The following is a 14,932-nucleotide window of genomic DNA, read 5'->3' as shown; positions in this document are numbered from 1 at the left end:
TCGGTGTACCGGCCCCGATCATCCGTGCCGGGGTTCCCACCGGAAGTGCCGGCGAGCCATCAGTAGCGACACCACCAGCCAGGCCAGCAGCACCCCAAGGGACGGCAACGACGCGGTGAAGGTCTCGGCGAGGCTCAGCGTCCGGCCCTCGTCGGTTCGGCCGAGCCAGCCGATCCGGAGCAGCTCGGTGAACGGCCCGGTGGGCAGGAACCACAGCACCCGCTCCAGTGATTCCGGCAGCGCATCGAGCGGCAGCAGCGCACCCGGCGTGGCCAGGAAGATCACCATGGACGGCAGCGTGGTCAGCATGGCCGCCTCGGAACTGCGGGTCACCGCGGAGAGCACCGCGGAGAACGCCGCCATGACGGCGGCACCGACCACTAACGACACCAGCATGACCAGTGGGTTCTTCGGCACCGGCAGGCCGAGCACCCAGAGCGCGTACAGGACCAGGATGACGGCCTGGAGAAGGAAGGTGAGCACCGTGCTGCTGGCGGTGCCGAGCAGGATGGTGCGGTCCGAGGGGAGGCCGGCGCGCAGCCGCTTGAGCACCAGTTCCTGGCGGCGGGAGGCGTACACGGTGGTCAGGTGGTGGTGCACCACGAAGACCACGAGCAGACTGGTGACGCTGACCACCCGGCGTACACCGGACACCGCCTCACCGCCGTAGCCGCTGGTGAGCAGGACAGCGATCACCAGCGGGGTCACCACGGACAGCGCGGTGGCCGTCCAGTTGCGACGTAGCGCCGTCAGCTCCATCTTCAGCAGCGCGACCATCTGCCAGAACGGCCGGGTCGCCCGGTCGCCGGACGCGGCGGGGCGGTTCTGCGTGGTCATCGTCTCGCTCATCGGGCGGCCTCCGGCTCCGGTCGCTGGTCGGTCAGGTCCTGGTGGGCGGCGATGTCCAGGAAGACGTCCTCGAGGGTGGCCGGTCGCGCCGAGAGCGCGGCCAGCCGCACGCCGCTGGCGTTGGCCCAGTCGAGCAGCTGGGTCAGGTCGCTCTGGAGCTGACGGGACGCGTACGTCACCCGGTCGCCCTCGACGGCGCGGGTGGCGTTCGGCAGGTCGGGAAGCCGGTCCGCTGGCGACTCCAGCCGGAAGCTGATCCGGGCGGGCAGGGTGCGGACCACGTCCTCCGGTGCCCCGGTGGCCACGAGGTGCCCGGCCCGCATGATCGCCACCCGGTCGGCGAGCACCTCCGCCTCCTCCAGGTAGTGCGTGGTGAGCAGGACGGTGGTCCCGTTCCGCTGGAGTTCCCGGACGACGTCCCAGGTGCGGCGTCGGGAAGCCGGGTCCATGCCGGTGGTGGGCTCGTCAAGGAAGAGCAGTTCCGGCCGGCCGAGTACGGCCAGCGCCAGTTCCAGCCGCCGGCCCTCGCCCCCGGAGAGTTGCTCGACCGCCACGTTCAACCGGTCGGTCAGCTCAACCAGTTCCAGCACCTCGTGGGTCGTGTGCGGCCGGACGGTGAGCGACCGCCAGATCTCCACCGTCTCCCGTACGGTGAGCGAGCCGGTGAACCCGCCGTGCTGGAGCATCACTCCGGTCCGGGGGCGTAGCGCGGCCCGGTCCTTGATCGGGTCCAGCCCGAGCACCCGGACCCGGCCAGAGGAGGCCGGTTGCAGCCCCTCCAGCACCTCGATGGTGGTGGTCTTGCCTGCGCCATTGGTGCCGAGGAGGGCGAACAACTCGCCCCGGGGGATCCGGAGCGACACGCCCCGGACGGCCTCGAAATCACCGTAGCTGCGGCGCAGCCCGTCAACCTCAATCACGACGTCACCCATGGTTCCCAGGCTGCCGGTGAGCGGCGGCAGTTCCAATCCCCGCGATGTCATGGCCTAACCGTGTCGTCCGCATCGGTCAACCGTGCGTTCCGCACGCCCCCTGCCGGTGGTGGAACCGGCGGTCACACCGATTGCGCGGTGGGCAGGTCCTCCGGTACGCGGGCCGTCAGCCGGGCCAGCGCGGGCCCCGCCGGGCGGAGGGTGAGCAACGGCCTCACCCGCAGGTCGTGCCCGGTGGTGTCCACCCGGAAGCGGTCGACCAGCGCCTTCAGTCGTGCAGGTCCACGGTGCACCCGTCCAGGGCGGCGCGTCCGGAGCACGGTGATCTCACCGCGCTCATCGTGAGCGGCCAGGGCTATCGGGAGCGCTACGGCTGAGCAGGCTGTCCCATGCAGGCACCGCAGAAGAAGCGGCGTGCAGAGGCGTTCCGGAGAGACAGACGGAAGTCTGACCTCGCTGCGGCCCCACTCATCGTTGATGAGCGTCGGACCGCCGAGGTGCTTCGCCTTGGGTACGGCAGGGCGTCAGGAACTAGCCCCACACCTGAATCGCGGACCGCCATCTTTCCTCCCGTGCTCACAGCCGAGCGCCATGGGAGTCAGCGTAACGGATCATTGTGAGCACAGCTGCGTGCACAATGATCACGGTAGATCGGCCTATGCCGAGGAATTCCACCCTTCCACCTGCGGTGGAAGATGGTGGGCCGGAGGTACCACCATGCGAACCACTTCGCCACGATCACCGGCGATCCGCTCCCACTACGCCCACGCCGCTCCTGAGCCTAATCAACAGTTCAAAGTCAGACATCGGAGCATCTGACGAGCAGCACGGGCAGGCTTGTACATGCTCGACCGTGTCGTGGACGACGCCGAGGAAGTGGTGGTCACTCGCCACGGCCGGGAGGCCGCGGTCATCATCTCACTGCGCGAGTACGAGTCGCTGAAGGAGACGGCCTACCTGATGGCCAGCCCCGCCAACGCGCGCCGCCAAAATGAAGCCGTCGAAGAGCTACGTAACGACGGCGGGGACGCACGACCTGACCGACCCCGACCCCAGCTCAGGCGAGGCACCGGCAGCGTGAAAGTCCAGTTCGCCGGCCGAGGCTGGGAAGACTATCTGACCTGGCAACGAGATCGCCAGATGCTCAAACGAGTGAACGCCCTGATCCAGGACATCCGACGCAACGGCCACCAAGGCATCGGCAAACCGGAGCAACTCCGCGGAAACTGGGCCGGATTCTGGTCGACATCGACCAGGAACACCGCCTCGCGTACCGGATCACAGACGACACAGTGCAGATCGCGCCGTGCCGCTACCACTTCGAATAGTATAAAGGACCACGCCGACGGCTCCCGCGAGCTGTACGCCACCGACCACATTCTCGTGGGCCGCTGATCTGCGCGTTAGGAGTGGTAATCACCGGCGCTGATCCACTACCCGGCCTTGCGCCGGACGCGGTGTCCGAGTCCGGGATCGAAGGCTCGCGCCTCGCTGGCTTGACTGCTCGCTTAGCTGCTCCGCCGAACCCGTGACGTAGCGACGCCGTAAGGTGGGCCCGGCGGAAGCAGGCGGTTGTCGGTCGCTCTGGAAGTTCGCCCACGCAATCTGAACGTGCTGTTCTACTCAGTCATGGAGTGGGGTGGTCGTCTGTGACGGTTAAGGCCGGGGACGGTGCAGCCGGAGGTTGGGGCAGCTTCCCGGCAAGGTCGCTGTGGCCGTACTCGACGAACACCTTGCCCAACTGGTCGACTAGTCGATCGCGCCGACTCTCAGGTAGCCGCTCGATGAATCGGTGAAGCAGTTGAGCAATCGTGACCCACCGATCCTCGTTGCTCCACAGACCCACTTGCTGTACGAGCTCTTCCAGCGCCTTCGCCTGCCCCAACGGATCTGGGTGGTTTGGATGCTCAAGAAGCCAATAGAGCCGGGCCGCGGCGGGATCGCGGAGCGCCTCCGCACGCATGAAACCCATACGAGCGCGTAGCCGCTCTTGCTGCAGCGCATCGTGGACTTGGCCTTGGCGTTCCCGCTTAAGGCGGTGTGCCGCTTCTAGGGTCTCCTCGTCTACCTGCAACCTTGCCTGGGCACGAAGCACGCATACACCGTCTGTCGAGCAGGGCAGACTGGCGGCAAGGGCGAAGTTAATGTCCTGCTCTGCTGCCGACATTCTTAGCACGCTGGCATGGGCGGCGGCCTGCTGGACGATGCGACGTACATGCCGGGCGGCTAGGAGATCAGATACTCCAGAAGCCCGGGCCGGATCCTCGACCGACCAGTCGAGACGAAACTGCGCAAGGAACGCTAATTGGTCGTCGCGACTGGGCAGGTAGTCGTGGAACTGATAGGTCCAAACGGCTGGCGGCTCGGGCTGGGGGCCAGCTTTCCTCAGCTTGAACCACGTCATTCTCGCCCCTCCTGGGCGGACTGGGGAACATACGGTAGCAGCGCACGGGAGCGATCGTGCAGCAGTAGGTCGGTAAGGGCGCGCCGAAGGGCAACGCGGTCGGTAGTCTGATCGTCGACTGGCTGCCATTCATATAGCAGGTCGAGGAGCTGGTGTTGAAGCCCGGCGCCGTCTTCGCCCGGCTCAGCGACTGCCAGACGGAAGACGTGGAAGATCGTGCTCCTTGCTTCTGGGCGGACCAGACAGGCGTCAAACCAGAGCCGGCCGGCCGCTACCGCCTCCGTCCGGGCTGCCGACGACTCCAGGATCGATCGCCATCCGCGGGCCACGTCCGCGATCCATAGGCGTGAGTGGACGTCAGGCTCGGTCATCAGTGGGTCTTCGGCACCGACGCCTGGCGCCAGCAGCGCCGGGAACGCAACTTCGTCCTCGCTCCGAAGCTCGGCTAGGGCAGTGAACGCACGTCGGCCGCCAGCCCGACGTACCTCGTCGCTGGCGCTACACCACTTCAGGATCTCGGTCATCAGGGCGTTGCTCACCGACTGCTCCCGCCAAAGCGTCTGCACCGCCGTACGGACCACCTCGGTCACCTTCTCGTAACGAGACCCCGCAGCGTGACCGAGGCGCACCAGGGCCTTGCCCGGATACGCCCGCCCGAAGTCACCCGCGCACACGGCGGTTACAGCCTCCAGCAGAGCGGGGGCTTGACCTTTGGACCAGTTGAGCAGGAGGTTGTGTGTCTCCCGTCCGATCAGTGGATCGAAGCAGGCCCGGGTAAGTGCGTCGACAGCGGCGGGCCAGAGATCATTTTGGCCGTGCCAGGTGGTGACAATCTTCTCCAGATAGTCGGGGCGCCTCTGCCGGGCAGCCCAGCGCAGCGCGAACGAGGCCATCCGCTCCGCCCGAGAAGCCCGGTCCACGGTTGACCCGCCAGGGGAAAGTTTCTGAATTTCTCTCGTCGCCGTTAGAGGCGCATGGGCGATCCAAGTGAGGAACTGCTGGCGGCTCAGGGGCCGGTCGATCCAGAAGTAGTGCAGGACCGCGTCGTCCCATCCCGGCCTGGGAAATTCGAGGCGGTCGTCGTCACCGGACAGGTCAGCCTCAACTGCATCGGCAAGCTGGATGATGCCGGGCCCCTGCTGGCCCGCCGGCGGAACCTCGTCGTGGAACTGTTGCGCGAGGGCAACGGCCGCAGCATATACCTCACCCACCGGAGCTTCCCGCAGCGTCGCTGCAGTCAACAAGAAATTGCGCTCAAAGCTCGTCCGTCCCGGCTTCCGGTGCCAGTCCAGCAACTGTCGGCGCCAACTCTTCCGGGCGGCCACAACGCTCGACACCCGACGATGGAACTCCTTCTCGTCGTTGGCGAGCGGATGCGCAGGATTTTCGCCATCGACCGTTGCCTCAAGTGCCGGCAGTCTGTCCTTGGCGGTGTGCGCGGCCCTGGCAATCAGGCCGACGAGATCCATTGCACCGCGTGGCGTTTCCCGCTCCAGCAGATCAGCGATGTCAGGGTGCTCGATCCAGCGGTCGACCGGCACATCGGGCGCCCAGATACGCAACCAGGCTGCGGCAATTTCCCGGGCGGCTGCTGGAGTCACTTCCACGGAACGGACCGGCGCACCATGTCCCACCCGGTCCCATTGCTCGTCCGTCGTGATCACAACGAGATGGGACGACGTGCGCCGGAGAAGGTCGCGCACTGCGTGCAGCGTCCGACCGAAATCGGAAGACACCGCAAATTCCGCGTCGTCCGTGGGTAGCTCCAACAGGTAACCGCACCGCTTGTCGTGCGGTACTCGCCGCACAGAGAACTCTCTTGCGCCGCCGTAACCCAAAGTGCTAACGGTCGCACCGGTCGCCGCCCTCAGGTGTGCCAGCAGAGCAAGTCCGGTGATCGTACGACCACCTCCGGGTCGGCCACCTATTATAACGATGGAACCCGGATCGATGAGAGCACCCAGAAGGTCCTCATACTCCTTCGAGGTAGATCCGTCCCGAACCTTCGGCGGTTGAAACACCGAACGGATCATCTCTAGCAGGTCTTCGTTCAACTGCTGGCGCTCGAGCATCCGCTCAAACTTTGCCGTCAGCTGAAGTCCAATGACTGTCCCACTGTTATTCTCGACGTCTACGGCAACGTCAACGTCTCTTACAAGCCGCCGTAACCATTCGATATCCGGCCGATCTGGCCAGTCTGCAGGCGGAATATCGATACCCTCGGTGGCCGTCAGATTTTCGCGGTCGGCTGGGATCTCGACGCCCGCAAAGTTTTCGTGATCTTCAGCGATCCTGTGTTCCTCCTGGCTCACCACCTCGCCGAGGCCCTCTTGATTTGCTCGACGTGCGGTATCGGCAGCCGGCTCCTCGGCGTACCCGATAGGTGACTGATCCATAGGCACCGAATGCAGCGACGTCGTGGTGGACATAGAGTCAGCGAGGGTGGTGGGCGGCTCCACAGACCACCACGAAACAGGGTTCGGTGCACCGCTGTCGGTTGTTGTAACGCTTTCAGCGCTATCGTCCCACCCTGACTCGGCAGGATTGCCGGCCGCGACAGACGGTCCAGCTTCAGAGTCGGCCGGCAAAGCAGGGACGAAGACCTCCCCGTACAACGCCTCGTTTGCTCGCCCCCCTAACGGCTCGGTGTCGCCGCCTCCCACGTCCGCTGTCTGGACGGCTTCGGGCCCACCACCATCATCCGGGCGAAGCCCCTCGTCCTTCGCTCGCTGCGGCTGGAGCCGACCGCCGAGGAGTACGGATCGCCAAGAGGACGAACGGCCCGTCGGGGGCGCCTGTGGTTCCTCGTCGGGCTGCATAGCGATCTCCCAGTATCGTCGTGTTCAAACCGAGTCCACTGTGGCCCTTACTGCTCTGGCAGGCAGCAGAGACGGCATAGCTCAGCCGAGGGTGCCGAACCGACCGCCGACTACTGTGCCGTTCTCGTGCACCGTCTTGACGGTCTGCGAAACCCGGGCTCGAGCCCGCTCGCCCGCCGACCCGACATCAAGACCAACCATCTCGCCCTCTACGTCGACGGCCAGCTGATCAATCCGTACGCCGGTGGCCGGACGGTCCTCGCCCTGAAACGTCAGACGCTGGCCGTAGATCCGCTCCAGCGTTGCTCGGAGACGACCCAGCATCGTACGCAGCTGCGGATCGCGTCCGTCGAGATCGGCCCGTCCGGCGTACTGAGTGAGGAGGCTCTGAAGCAGAGTCAACTCCTCCACCTTTTCGGCCAGTAGTCGATCATCCACCTGTAACGGGGCCAGACAGCCAGCCAACACAGCTGGGCTCTCAGCCTGTTCCACCACCGGCGTCTGACGGCCTTCTCGCTGGGCGCGTCTGCGCTCTAGCAGTGCTTGGAGCTGACCATACAAAAAGCCGAAGCCTTGGGTCAGGACGGCGCCGGCCAGCACCGGAAAAGCAAGCGGGTCATCCATGGATCGCCCCCCGTTTGACTCAGCGTGGTCTCGGTCCCCAAATCCACGCGCTTGTGGAAGCCTCCCAGCAGAGATCCTCCGTGCTCTAGGGCTTCAACATGGATGAGTGTCGGGTATGCGATAGCCGGGCCGGCCGTCGGCCGTCGGCGTCGCCCACCGACCCCGACCGGCGGCACAGCTATGGGGCAGGATGCCTCCGGCGCGACGCAATATCCGATTTAGGAGTGTTTGCCCTGCTATCCACCTCAGCTATTCGGATAGTTCCTTCAAGAACCCCGAAGCAAGGTGTTCGCGAGATCTGACAGGAGCCGGTTTGGTAGTGCAGGCGCTTCTGGTTGCGGGAGCAACATGCTGCGATGGCCGGTCACCTCACCGATCGCGGATCGCCGCGGCGGCTGAGGCGAGGTATTCATCGTCCGGATGGTGGTGGACTGCAAGTTCGAGGACGGCTCTGGCTTCGGCAGCTTGGTCAGCGAGCGCTTCGGTGAGGGTGACGGCTGCGGCCACGAACTCACGCGCGACAGCTTCCTGGTGTCGTGTGAGCCACGGGTATCCAGTGTCGGCGGCGAGGGGTCCGCAGTAGGTGGTGACCGCGTGGTGAAGGGCGGCGGTGTTGGCTACGGGTTCGGAGACCCTTTTCGCGGCGGTGACGGCGTCGCGCATGGTCCACAGGTCTACGTCGAAGGCGTCGCGGTTGAGGGTGTAGCGGTGTCGCTTTAGCTGCAGGTATGCGGCGCTCCCGCCGACTGAGCGAAAGACCTGGCGCAGGTTGTAGGTGTAGGTGTGCAGCCGCTGTATGGCCAGGCGGTGCGGTGGCTCGGGTAGGAGGTCGTCGAGGACCTCGTTTTGGTGGGCCGTGCCTCCTTGGACGATGAGGTAGACGAGGAACTCCAGGGCCTGGGGGCGGAGGTGTTGGCCGGCGGGGACCCCGAGGATGGTCGGTGGGCCGAGCACACGGATGCGCACCCGGTGCGCTCCGGCATCGGCATTCTCTTTGGCCGGTCGGTGCGTCGGGTGGCCATCTGGTGGGTCAGCGCCGACTACAGGGGCAGTCCCGGGTGAATTCCCGGGTTCGGCGTCGTTCATCGATGAGATCAGCCAGAAACCCTGACCAGAGAGGAGGCAACTTCCAGGGCACACCCCCAGGAGAGGGTGACGCCGGCTCCGCCATGTCCGTAGTTGTGGATCACCTTGGTGCCGTCGATTCGGCGCTCTTCGACGCGGACGAATGGTCGGGTAGGCCTTAAGCCGACTCGGTGCTCGATGACCCGGGCCCTACAAAGGCGCGGTTCGATCTCGGCACAGCGTGCGACGATCGCCGCGGCGATCTCCGGATCGGGCCGTGGGTTCCACGCGTCGGGTTGGGCGGTGCCGCCGAGGACCAGTGTCTCGCCCTGCGGATAGAAGTGCAGCAGGTCCGGTGAGAGCCCGGTGTCTTCGGAGAAAAACTCGGTGATGCCCGGGTTCTCGACCACGACGAGCTGCCCGCGGATCGGGGCCAGGTCGGGGTCGGGTACGAGGTCGTGGGCGCCTATCCCGGTGCAGTTGACGACCACTGGGGCGACATCAACGGTCTCATCGAGTGAGTCGACCCGGCGGATCGCGATCTCGCCGCCAGCTTTCCGGAGCCGCTCTCGCAGGTAGCCAAGGTAGACCGGCATGTCGACCAGCGGAGCCGTGTAGCGCCACCCGGTGGCGAAGCCGTCCGGCAACTCGTCCGGCTCACACATCCGGAATCCATCAAGCTCGTTTCCCCACTCCGGCGGTTCGACCGGCTTGCGGGACGCCTCGATGCCGGAGACGAGCCGTACGCCGGTCACCGTGTCGGTCGCAAGGTGCCGCAGGATGTCAAGCGTCTGGGCGCTCCAGACCCGTACCCGGCCGACAGGTTCGACGAGGTACGGACCCCACATCGCCCCGGCCGCGTACGAGGTGGTCCGCTCGGGTGACTCGGCTGCCCAGATCTGGACCCGCAGCCCGGCTTCGGCGAGGCAGATGGCGGTGGTGAGGCCGGATACGCCAGCGCCGACGACCAGAGCGTCAAGATCGGTGCTCGTCATCGTTTGACCGTAGTGTCAGGCCGGTTGGTGCGCCAGTGCCTTCTCAAGGTCGGGGAGCACGTCGGCGACGCTCTGGTTCCGCTTCCGTCGGCGGAACTCCTGCTCGAGGGCAACGAGGAGTGCGGTGCTGCGGGGTGAGCGGACCTGCTCGAGCCGGGGTAGGGCCATCCTGGTCACGGCGCAGGCATCCTCGAGTTTGCCGTGGGCGGTGTAGCCGAGGGCGAGCCAGGCGCCTTCGTAGAGGGCTCGCCGCTGGTAGGGAGCGTCCGGTGGGCGGGCGTAGGCACCGGTGCGTAGGAGCGCCCCGCCTTTGCGAAGCAGGGCCCGCCCGTCAGCTGTGCTTCCACCGGCCACAATCTGCCGACCGGCGAGGATCATCGCGTAACCGGCCTGGCAGTCGAGGTGGTTCGGGGTCAGGTAGTACATCCACTCCGGGTCGCGGTCGGGATGCCGCTTCGCGAGTTGGTCCCGGGCGTCGGCCCAGGTGCGCTCGCACTGCCCGACGTCTCCGGCTACGGCCTGGGCGTACGCGAGGCGGGACAGCACAGACGCTTGGACGCTGGCGGCGGACCGGCCGACGACCCGGCGGGCGGCATCGCCGAGGCGCAGGCCGTCGTCGGCGTCGCCGAGAGAGGCGGCCTGGAAGGACAGGTCGGCGAGGATGTGTCCTTCCATGGATCGGTATCCAGCGTCGTGTGCGGACCGTAGTCCGGTGAAGAAGTACCGCTGGGCCAGTCCTTGCTGTCCGGCGTCGAATGCCTTCCAGCCAGCGAGTTGGGCGAGGTCGGCGAGGGCAACCAAGAGTCGGCGGATCGTGGCGTCCGGATGGCCGCCATCGCGGAGTACGAGCAGGACCGCGCGAACCTGCGCGCCGACGTAGCCGAGGCCGGATGCGCCGCCGCGCTCGTCGTCAAGGAGTTGTAGGCGCGGCACGCTGGCTTCGATCTGGTCGACGAGCGGGTCGTCTGGTGTCGCGGTCGGAAGCACGGTCCCGTCCGCCGGAAGGTGTACGTCGAGGTAGATGTTGACGGCCTGGGCGAGAGCGGTCCCGGAGACGGAGAGGAACATCCTTCGGTCCACCAGTCCTCCCAACAGCCAGTCCTCGGCGACCAGCATCGTGCTCGTGAGTGTCCACGGCCCGTCCAGGCCGGTGCTGGCGGCCATGACCAGGGTGCCATCCGCTGTGTCGGGTTGCCCGTGCCAAAGGTCCCCTGCGGTCACGATGCGGCCGAGGCGGCGGGAGATGACGTACGCGCTCAGCGCTGGCAGCGGCGGGCGGGGGATACCACCGGCGTCACGCCAGTGGTATGGCGCGGTTTCGGCGAGGGTGCCGGGCCCGAAGAGTCGGTTGATCTCCCGGGCGAGGGTACGCGGGGTGAGGCCGGCTTCGGTCATGTGCGCGGCGAGGGTCTGGTTGGTGCGGTCGGGTGGAGATCCCATCGGCTCCTCCGGAGGGTCAACCAGGAGTACCGCGAAGGTACCGGATCGTGCTGGCCACCGGGGTCGGCGAATTGACGCTCTTGACGGTTCCATCCCCTGCCCGAGCGGTGCCGGTTCGCGGTCTGCTGGGTGCGTCCCCGCCGGCGTACCGCCAGGAGGGCTGCGCCGGCGGGTGAATCCTGACGGGCGAGCGGAGGACCTGATGCGCACTTCGGCGATGACCCAGGCCAAACCTCCATGGGACTGGGAGTTCGACTGGCACCTCACGAACCGCTGCAACTTCTTCTGCGAGTACTGCCATCCGCAGATCCGCTACGTACTCAACCGCAGCCACCTCGACGAACCGGCTCCGGAGTTGGTGGTCCGGCGCTTCGACGAGTTGAACAGGGTCTGCCTGGTGCACATGTCCGGCGGGGAGCCCTTCATGTTCCCCGGCTTCGTCGAGCTGTGCCGGGGTCTGGCCGGTAACCACTTCATCAGCGTCAACACCAACCTCGCCTCCGACGACGTGGCGGAGTTCGCTGAGCGTGTCCCGGCCGCCCGGGTGGCGAAGATCGTCGCCGCGATACACCAGCCCGAGCGCGAGCTTCGGGGGCTGGAACTCGACACCTACGCCCGCAACTACCTGATCCTGCGGCGCGGCGGGTTCGACGTGACCGCCCTGTACGTGCTGTACCCGCCGCTGCTCAGCCGATTCGCCGCTGACCTGGATCGGTTGCGCGAGTTTGGCGTGGACCATGTGCGCGCCAAGGTGTTCAAAGGCGTGTACGAGGGCGTCCGCTATCCGGAGGGCTACACCGACGAGCAGAAGGCGCTGATCCTGGCCAACTCCGGCGAGTACGTCTTCAACCGGCCCTACCTCGACGGCATGCTCTCCTTCCGGGGCCAGGCATGTACCGCCGGTGTCACCTCGTTCAAGGTCACCGTCACCGGTGACGTACGCCGATGCGCTTCCGTGCCGACCGGCTACGGAAACCTCTACGACGGCACCTTCCGGCCCGCCGATGTCAACGAACCCTGCCCCGCCAAGCGGGTGCTGGTTCTCTCGCAGTGCCTGTCCTACCTCGTTGAACCTCCGGTCCGCCCCGACCTGGGCGTCGACCCAGGCGACCTCTGACCCGAAGGGGGCCTCCAACATGCAGATCTCGATCCGTCATGCCTGCGTCGACCCGGACGACCAGCCGTTCGACGTCGCCGAACGAAAGGGCGTCGGCCATCCGGACAGCCTTGCCGACCTGCTCGCAGACGCCTTCTCCCAGCGCTACTCGTCCTGGTGCCTGCGCGAGTTCGGCGCCATCCCCAACCATTGGGTGGACAAGGTCAACCTCGTCGGCGCCGCCGCCGATGTCCGCTTCGGTGGCTTCGACATCCTCAAGCCGGCAGACGGCTACCTCTTCGGGAAGATCACCGATCGGGTCGGTGCCGCGCAGGTGCCGATCGAGGAGATCTTCCGGTCCGTGGTCCTCGATGTGCTACCGGCCGCGCTGGGTGACCACCGGATCCTCGAACACCTCCGCCTGCACATCAACAACACCCGTGGCACCGCCGTTGACCACGACCCGAAGTTCTACCGCCCCGACACGGCGTCGGCCATCAACGCCGTGCTCGCGACGGAGTCAGTCGCCAACGACACCGTGGTCTGTGTCGGCACCAGCCGCCGCGGCCTCGCCGCCGATCTCGCGATCCGGCTGGAGCGGCGACTCACCGACGAGGGGTTCCGACGGGTCGTACCCGCTGCCGGAACCGACGTGAAGGTCATGGTGGTCCGGATCAATTCGGCGCTGGAAGTCACCGCTGCCGTGCCGTTCCATCCCGAGCTGGTCGATTCCTGGCCGGCATACCGAGCAGCGCTCGTCGAGGCTCAGAGCGTCGCCTCCGCCGAGCTGAAGTCCCTGCTCGACCAGGAGCCCCGAGCCTGGAACACGACCGGCCTGTCGCTGCACCTCAACACAAAGGATCTGCCGGGTCGCGGATACCTGGCACCATTCGGCACCTCGCTCGGCAAGGGCGACTGCGGCGCGGTCGGGCGCGGCAACCGGTACAGCGGCGTCATCGAGCCGCTTCGCCCGGCGAGCGGCGAAGCACCCGCCGGCAAGAACCCGGTCCACCACGCGGGCAAGATCTACACTGCGCTCGCCGCCGAGGCCGCCGAGCGAGTGCTGGCCGAAACCTCGGCGTATGCCGAGGTCACGATCACCGCACGCAACGGTGGCCAGCTCGATGACCCGGCGCACGTCCTGGTCTCGGTGGACCGCGAGGTCGACGCCACCACCGTGACTGAGATCGAAGAAGTGGTGCGCCGCGCCGTCGCCGGTGCCTCCACCTTCGCTGCCCGTTTTCTCGCCGCCGAACCGCTGGCCCGGTTCCGCAACGGAGTATCGCTATGACGACGAAGACGTTGTCCGAGGTGCACCAACGGCACATCGCCGCCCTACGCGACCAGCCCGCGGTCGTCGATTCCGAAGGCCTCCGCATCGGCTCGCAGTACGTGATGTTCTTCGCTGAGGCTGAGCTGATGCGCGAGCACGTCACCCGACTCACCGAGGGGTTCGCCCGCCCCAACGTCCTGGAGGTCGGACTCGGGCTCGGTGTGTTCGCCACCCAGCTGTCGAAACGAGAAATCGGCTCGTACACGGCGATTGAACCGCATCCTGGTGTGGCGCTGATGGCACGCACACGGGTGATCGATACTCTCGACGCACCGGCGCGGGTGTACATCGACCCGTGGCAGCTCGTGACGCTGCCAAGTGGCGTCTTCGACGCGATCATGTACGACACCTGGCCGCCGGACGGCCACGCTGACTCCGACTTCACCGAGTTCGTCGTTGACGTCGCGGTGCGCTGCCTCCGCCCGGGTGGTCGGTTCAGCTTCTTCCACAGCGGCACCTCGATCGGTCCGGCCCGCCGGAATGTTCTCGACCGGTACTTCGCGCAGTGGACCGCCTACCCGCGCACCATGCCTGCCGAGCAGACCCCACACCACTGGACCAAACCCAGCCGGGAATTCCTGATCCCGATCGCCACGAAAGGCGGTGCCCGATGACCTCGCCGCTCGCCCCGGCGGTTTCCGCGCAGCAGATCGACCGGTTCGCCGCACACGGATACCTCGTCCTGCCGGGCCTGATCCCACCCACCACGATCCAGGACCTCCGCGTCGAGGCTGACGCCCTCCTCGGTGACCGGCTCGCAAGGATGGTGGCGGCCAGGACGCGCGACCCGCGGGTCACCTGGTGGCGCCTCGCCAACGGCAAGCCGTATGTACTCAAGGTCAAGCCCGTGGTCGACCTATCTCCGGTTGTGACGGCGGTGGCCGACAGTCCCACGCTGCTCGCCGTCGTCGCCGACCTGCTCGGCGCGACCCCGAAGCTGATGGACAACAAGCTGATGTACAAGCAGACCGTCGACCTCACCGCCGGGTGGGCAGCGCTACCGGTGCTCGGTGAAGCGGTCCGTAAGCACACCGACGCCGCCTACTACGCAACCCGGGGCTACCGACGGGTGGTGACCGTCGCCGTCTGCCTCGACCGGTGCACCGAAACAGCCGGCGCGCTCCGTGTCTGGCCCGGCAGCCACCGCGACACCATCGAGATGATCCCGACCGCCTACCAGGGACCCGTCGTACCCGACACCGTCGCGCCCGACACTGCGGCCGTCACCCTGGTCGCCGCACCCGGAACGGTTCTGGTCTGGGATGCGGCCCTGGTCCATGCCAGCGGGCCAAACACCTCCGGTCATCCACGCCGACTACTCGTGCTCGGCTACAGCCCCACCAGCCCGGACGACGGGGAACGCCGATGAAGATCC

14 protein-coding genes and 1 pseudogene are annotated in these 14,932 nt (G+C 66.7%); 6 read left to right on the top strand and 9 right to left on the bottom strand.

The genetic code is table 11. From position 1 onward, the window contains the following. Nucleotides 1-18: 18 nt before the first annotated feature. The 3 genes from T398_RS04545 to T398_RS04535 form a co-directional block, all read right to left on the bottom strand. Nucleotides 19-849: an ABC transporter permease gene (locus T398_RS04545; protein ID WP_496444842.1), complete on the bottom strand. Its 831-nt coding sequence runs from the start codon at nucleotides 847-849 to the stop codon at nucleotides 19-21. Then, on the bottom strand, nucleotides 846-1,832 hold the full coding sequence (locus T398_RS04540) for an ABC transporter ATP-binding protein (protein ID WP_496444840.1): 987 nt from the start codon (nucleotides 1,830-1,832) through the stop codon (nucleotides 846-848). The genes T398_RS04545 and T398_RS04540 overlap by 4 nt, the downstream gene beginning before the upstream one ends. A gap of 71 nt (nucleotides 1,833-1,903) precedes the next feature. Then, nucleotides 1,904-2,074 carry a hypothetical protein gene (locus T398_RS04535; RefSeq protein ID WP_496444838.1) on the bottom strand — a complete coding sequence of 57 codons (171 nt, stop codon included), beginning with the start codon at nucleotides 2,072-2,074 and terminating at the stop codon, nucleotides 1,904-1,906. A 550-nt stretch (nucleotides 2,075-2,624) separates the two neighbouring features. Between T398_RS04535 and T398_RS04530 the strand changes: the two are divergent. Continuing rightward, a pseudogene (locus T398_RS04530) lies at nucleotides 2,625-2,862 on the top strand (type II toxin-antitoxin system Phd/YefM family antitoxin). A 59-nt stretch (nucleotides 2,863-2,921) separates the two neighbouring features. Next, nucleotides 2,922-3,176, top strand: a complete 255-nt coding sequence (locus T398_RS04525) for a type II toxin-antitoxin system YoeB family toxin (RefSeq protein WP_496444836.1) — start codon at nucleotides 2,922-2,924, stop codon at nucleotides 3,174-3,176. A gap of 232 nt (nucleotides 3,177-3,408) precedes the next feature. Here the strand turns inward: T398_RS04525 and T398_RS04520 are convergent, their stop codons facing one another. The 6 genes from T398_RS04520 to T398_RS04495 all read right to left on the bottom strand — a co-directional run bounded on the left by T398_RS04520 (nucleotide 3,409) and on the right by T398_RS04495 (nucleotide 11,128). Further along, nucleotides 3,409-4,185, bottom strand: coding sequence for an adenine nucleotide alpha hydrolase family protein (locus tag T398_RS04520; RefSeq protein WP_486480826.1), 777 nt, complete (start codon nucleotides 4,183-4,185; stop codon nucleotides 3,409-3,411). Then, the gene (locus T398_RS04515) at nucleotides 4,182-6,614 is read right to left on the bottom strand and encodes a hypothetical protein (RefSeq protein ID WP_486480827.1); all 2,433 of its coding nucleotides are present in this window, start codon (nucleotides 6,612-6,614) and stop codon (nucleotides 4,182-4,184) included. The genes T398_RS04520 and T398_RS04515 overlap by 4 nt, the downstream gene beginning before the upstream one ends. A gap of 471 nt (nucleotides 6,615-7,085) precedes the next feature. Next, nucleotides 7,086-7,628 carry a hypothetical protein gene (locus T398_RS04510; RefSeq protein ID WP_027650303.1) on the bottom strand — a complete coding sequence of 181 codons (543 nt, stop codon included), beginning with the start codon at nucleotides 7,626-7,628 and terminating at the stop codon, nucleotides 7,086-7,088. A gap of 369 nt (nucleotides 7,629-7,997) precedes the next feature. Continuing rightward, nucleotides 7,998-8,594 carry an AfsR/SARP family transcriptional regulator gene (locus T398_RS04505; protein ID WP_496444833.1) on the bottom strand — a complete coding sequence of 199 codons (597 nt, stop codon included), beginning with the start codon at nucleotides 8,592-8,594 and terminating at the stop codon, nucleotides 7,998-8,000. 128 nt (nucleotides 8,595-8,722) lie between these two features. After that, nucleotides 8,723-9,688, bottom strand: a complete 966-nt coding sequence (locus T398_RS04500) for an FAD-dependent oxidoreductase (protein ID WP_496444831.1) — start codon at nucleotides 9,686-9,688, stop codon at nucleotides 8,723-8,725. 15 nt (nucleotides 9,689-9,703) lie between these two features. Then, nucleotides 9,704-11,128: an NsdA family TPR-like regulatory protein gene (locus T398_RS04495; protein WP_496444829.1), complete on the bottom strand. Its 1,425-nt coding sequence runs from the start codon at nucleotides 11,126-11,128 to the stop codon at nucleotides 9,704-9,706. Between the two features lie 217 nt (nucleotides 11,129-11,345). Between T398_RS04495 and T398_RS04490 the strand changes: the two genes are divergently transcribed. Genes T398_RS04490 through T398_RS04475 form a run of 4 tightly spaced genes read left to right on the top strand, consistent with a single transcriptional unit; the run spans nucleotide 11,346 to nucleotide 14,926 of the window. After that, nucleotides 11,346-12,245 carry a radical SAM protein gene (locus T398_RS04490; RefSeq protein ID WP_496444947.1) on the top strand — a complete coding sequence of 300 codons (900 nt, stop codon included), beginning with the start codon at nucleotides 11,346-11,348 and terminating at the stop codon, nucleotides 12,243-12,245. Between the two features lie 19 nt (nucleotides 12,246-12,264). Continuing rightward, a complete protein-coding gene (locus T398_RS04485; protein WP_496444827.1) occupies nucleotides 12,265-13,515 on the top strand; it encodes a methionine adenosyltransferase in 1,251 nt (416 codons plus the stop codon). Next, nucleotides 13,512-14,171, top strand: a complete 660-nt coding sequence (locus T398_RS04480) for a class I SAM-dependent methyltransferase (protein ID WP_496444825.1) — start codon at nucleotides 13,512-13,514, stop codon at nucleotides 14,169-14,171. The genes T398_RS04485 and T398_RS04480 overlap by 4 nt, the downstream gene beginning before the upstream one ends. After that, complete coding sequence (locus T398_RS04475) at nucleotides 14,168-14,926, top strand: phytanoyl-CoA dioxygenase family protein (RefSeq protein ID WP_029022707.1); 759 nt, start codon at nucleotides 14,168-14,170, stop codon at nucleotides 14,924-14,926. The genes T398_RS04480 and T398_RS04475 overlap by 4 nt, the downstream gene beginning before the upstream one ends. The last annotated feature ends 6 nt before the right edge of the window (nucleotides 14,927-14,932 follow it).

The sequence above is a fragment of the Salinispora goodfellowii genome, from assembly GCF_059570675.1.
The sequence above is the reverse complement of the archived record's forward strand: the minus strand, read 5'-3'. Positions and strand labels throughout refer to the sequence as shown.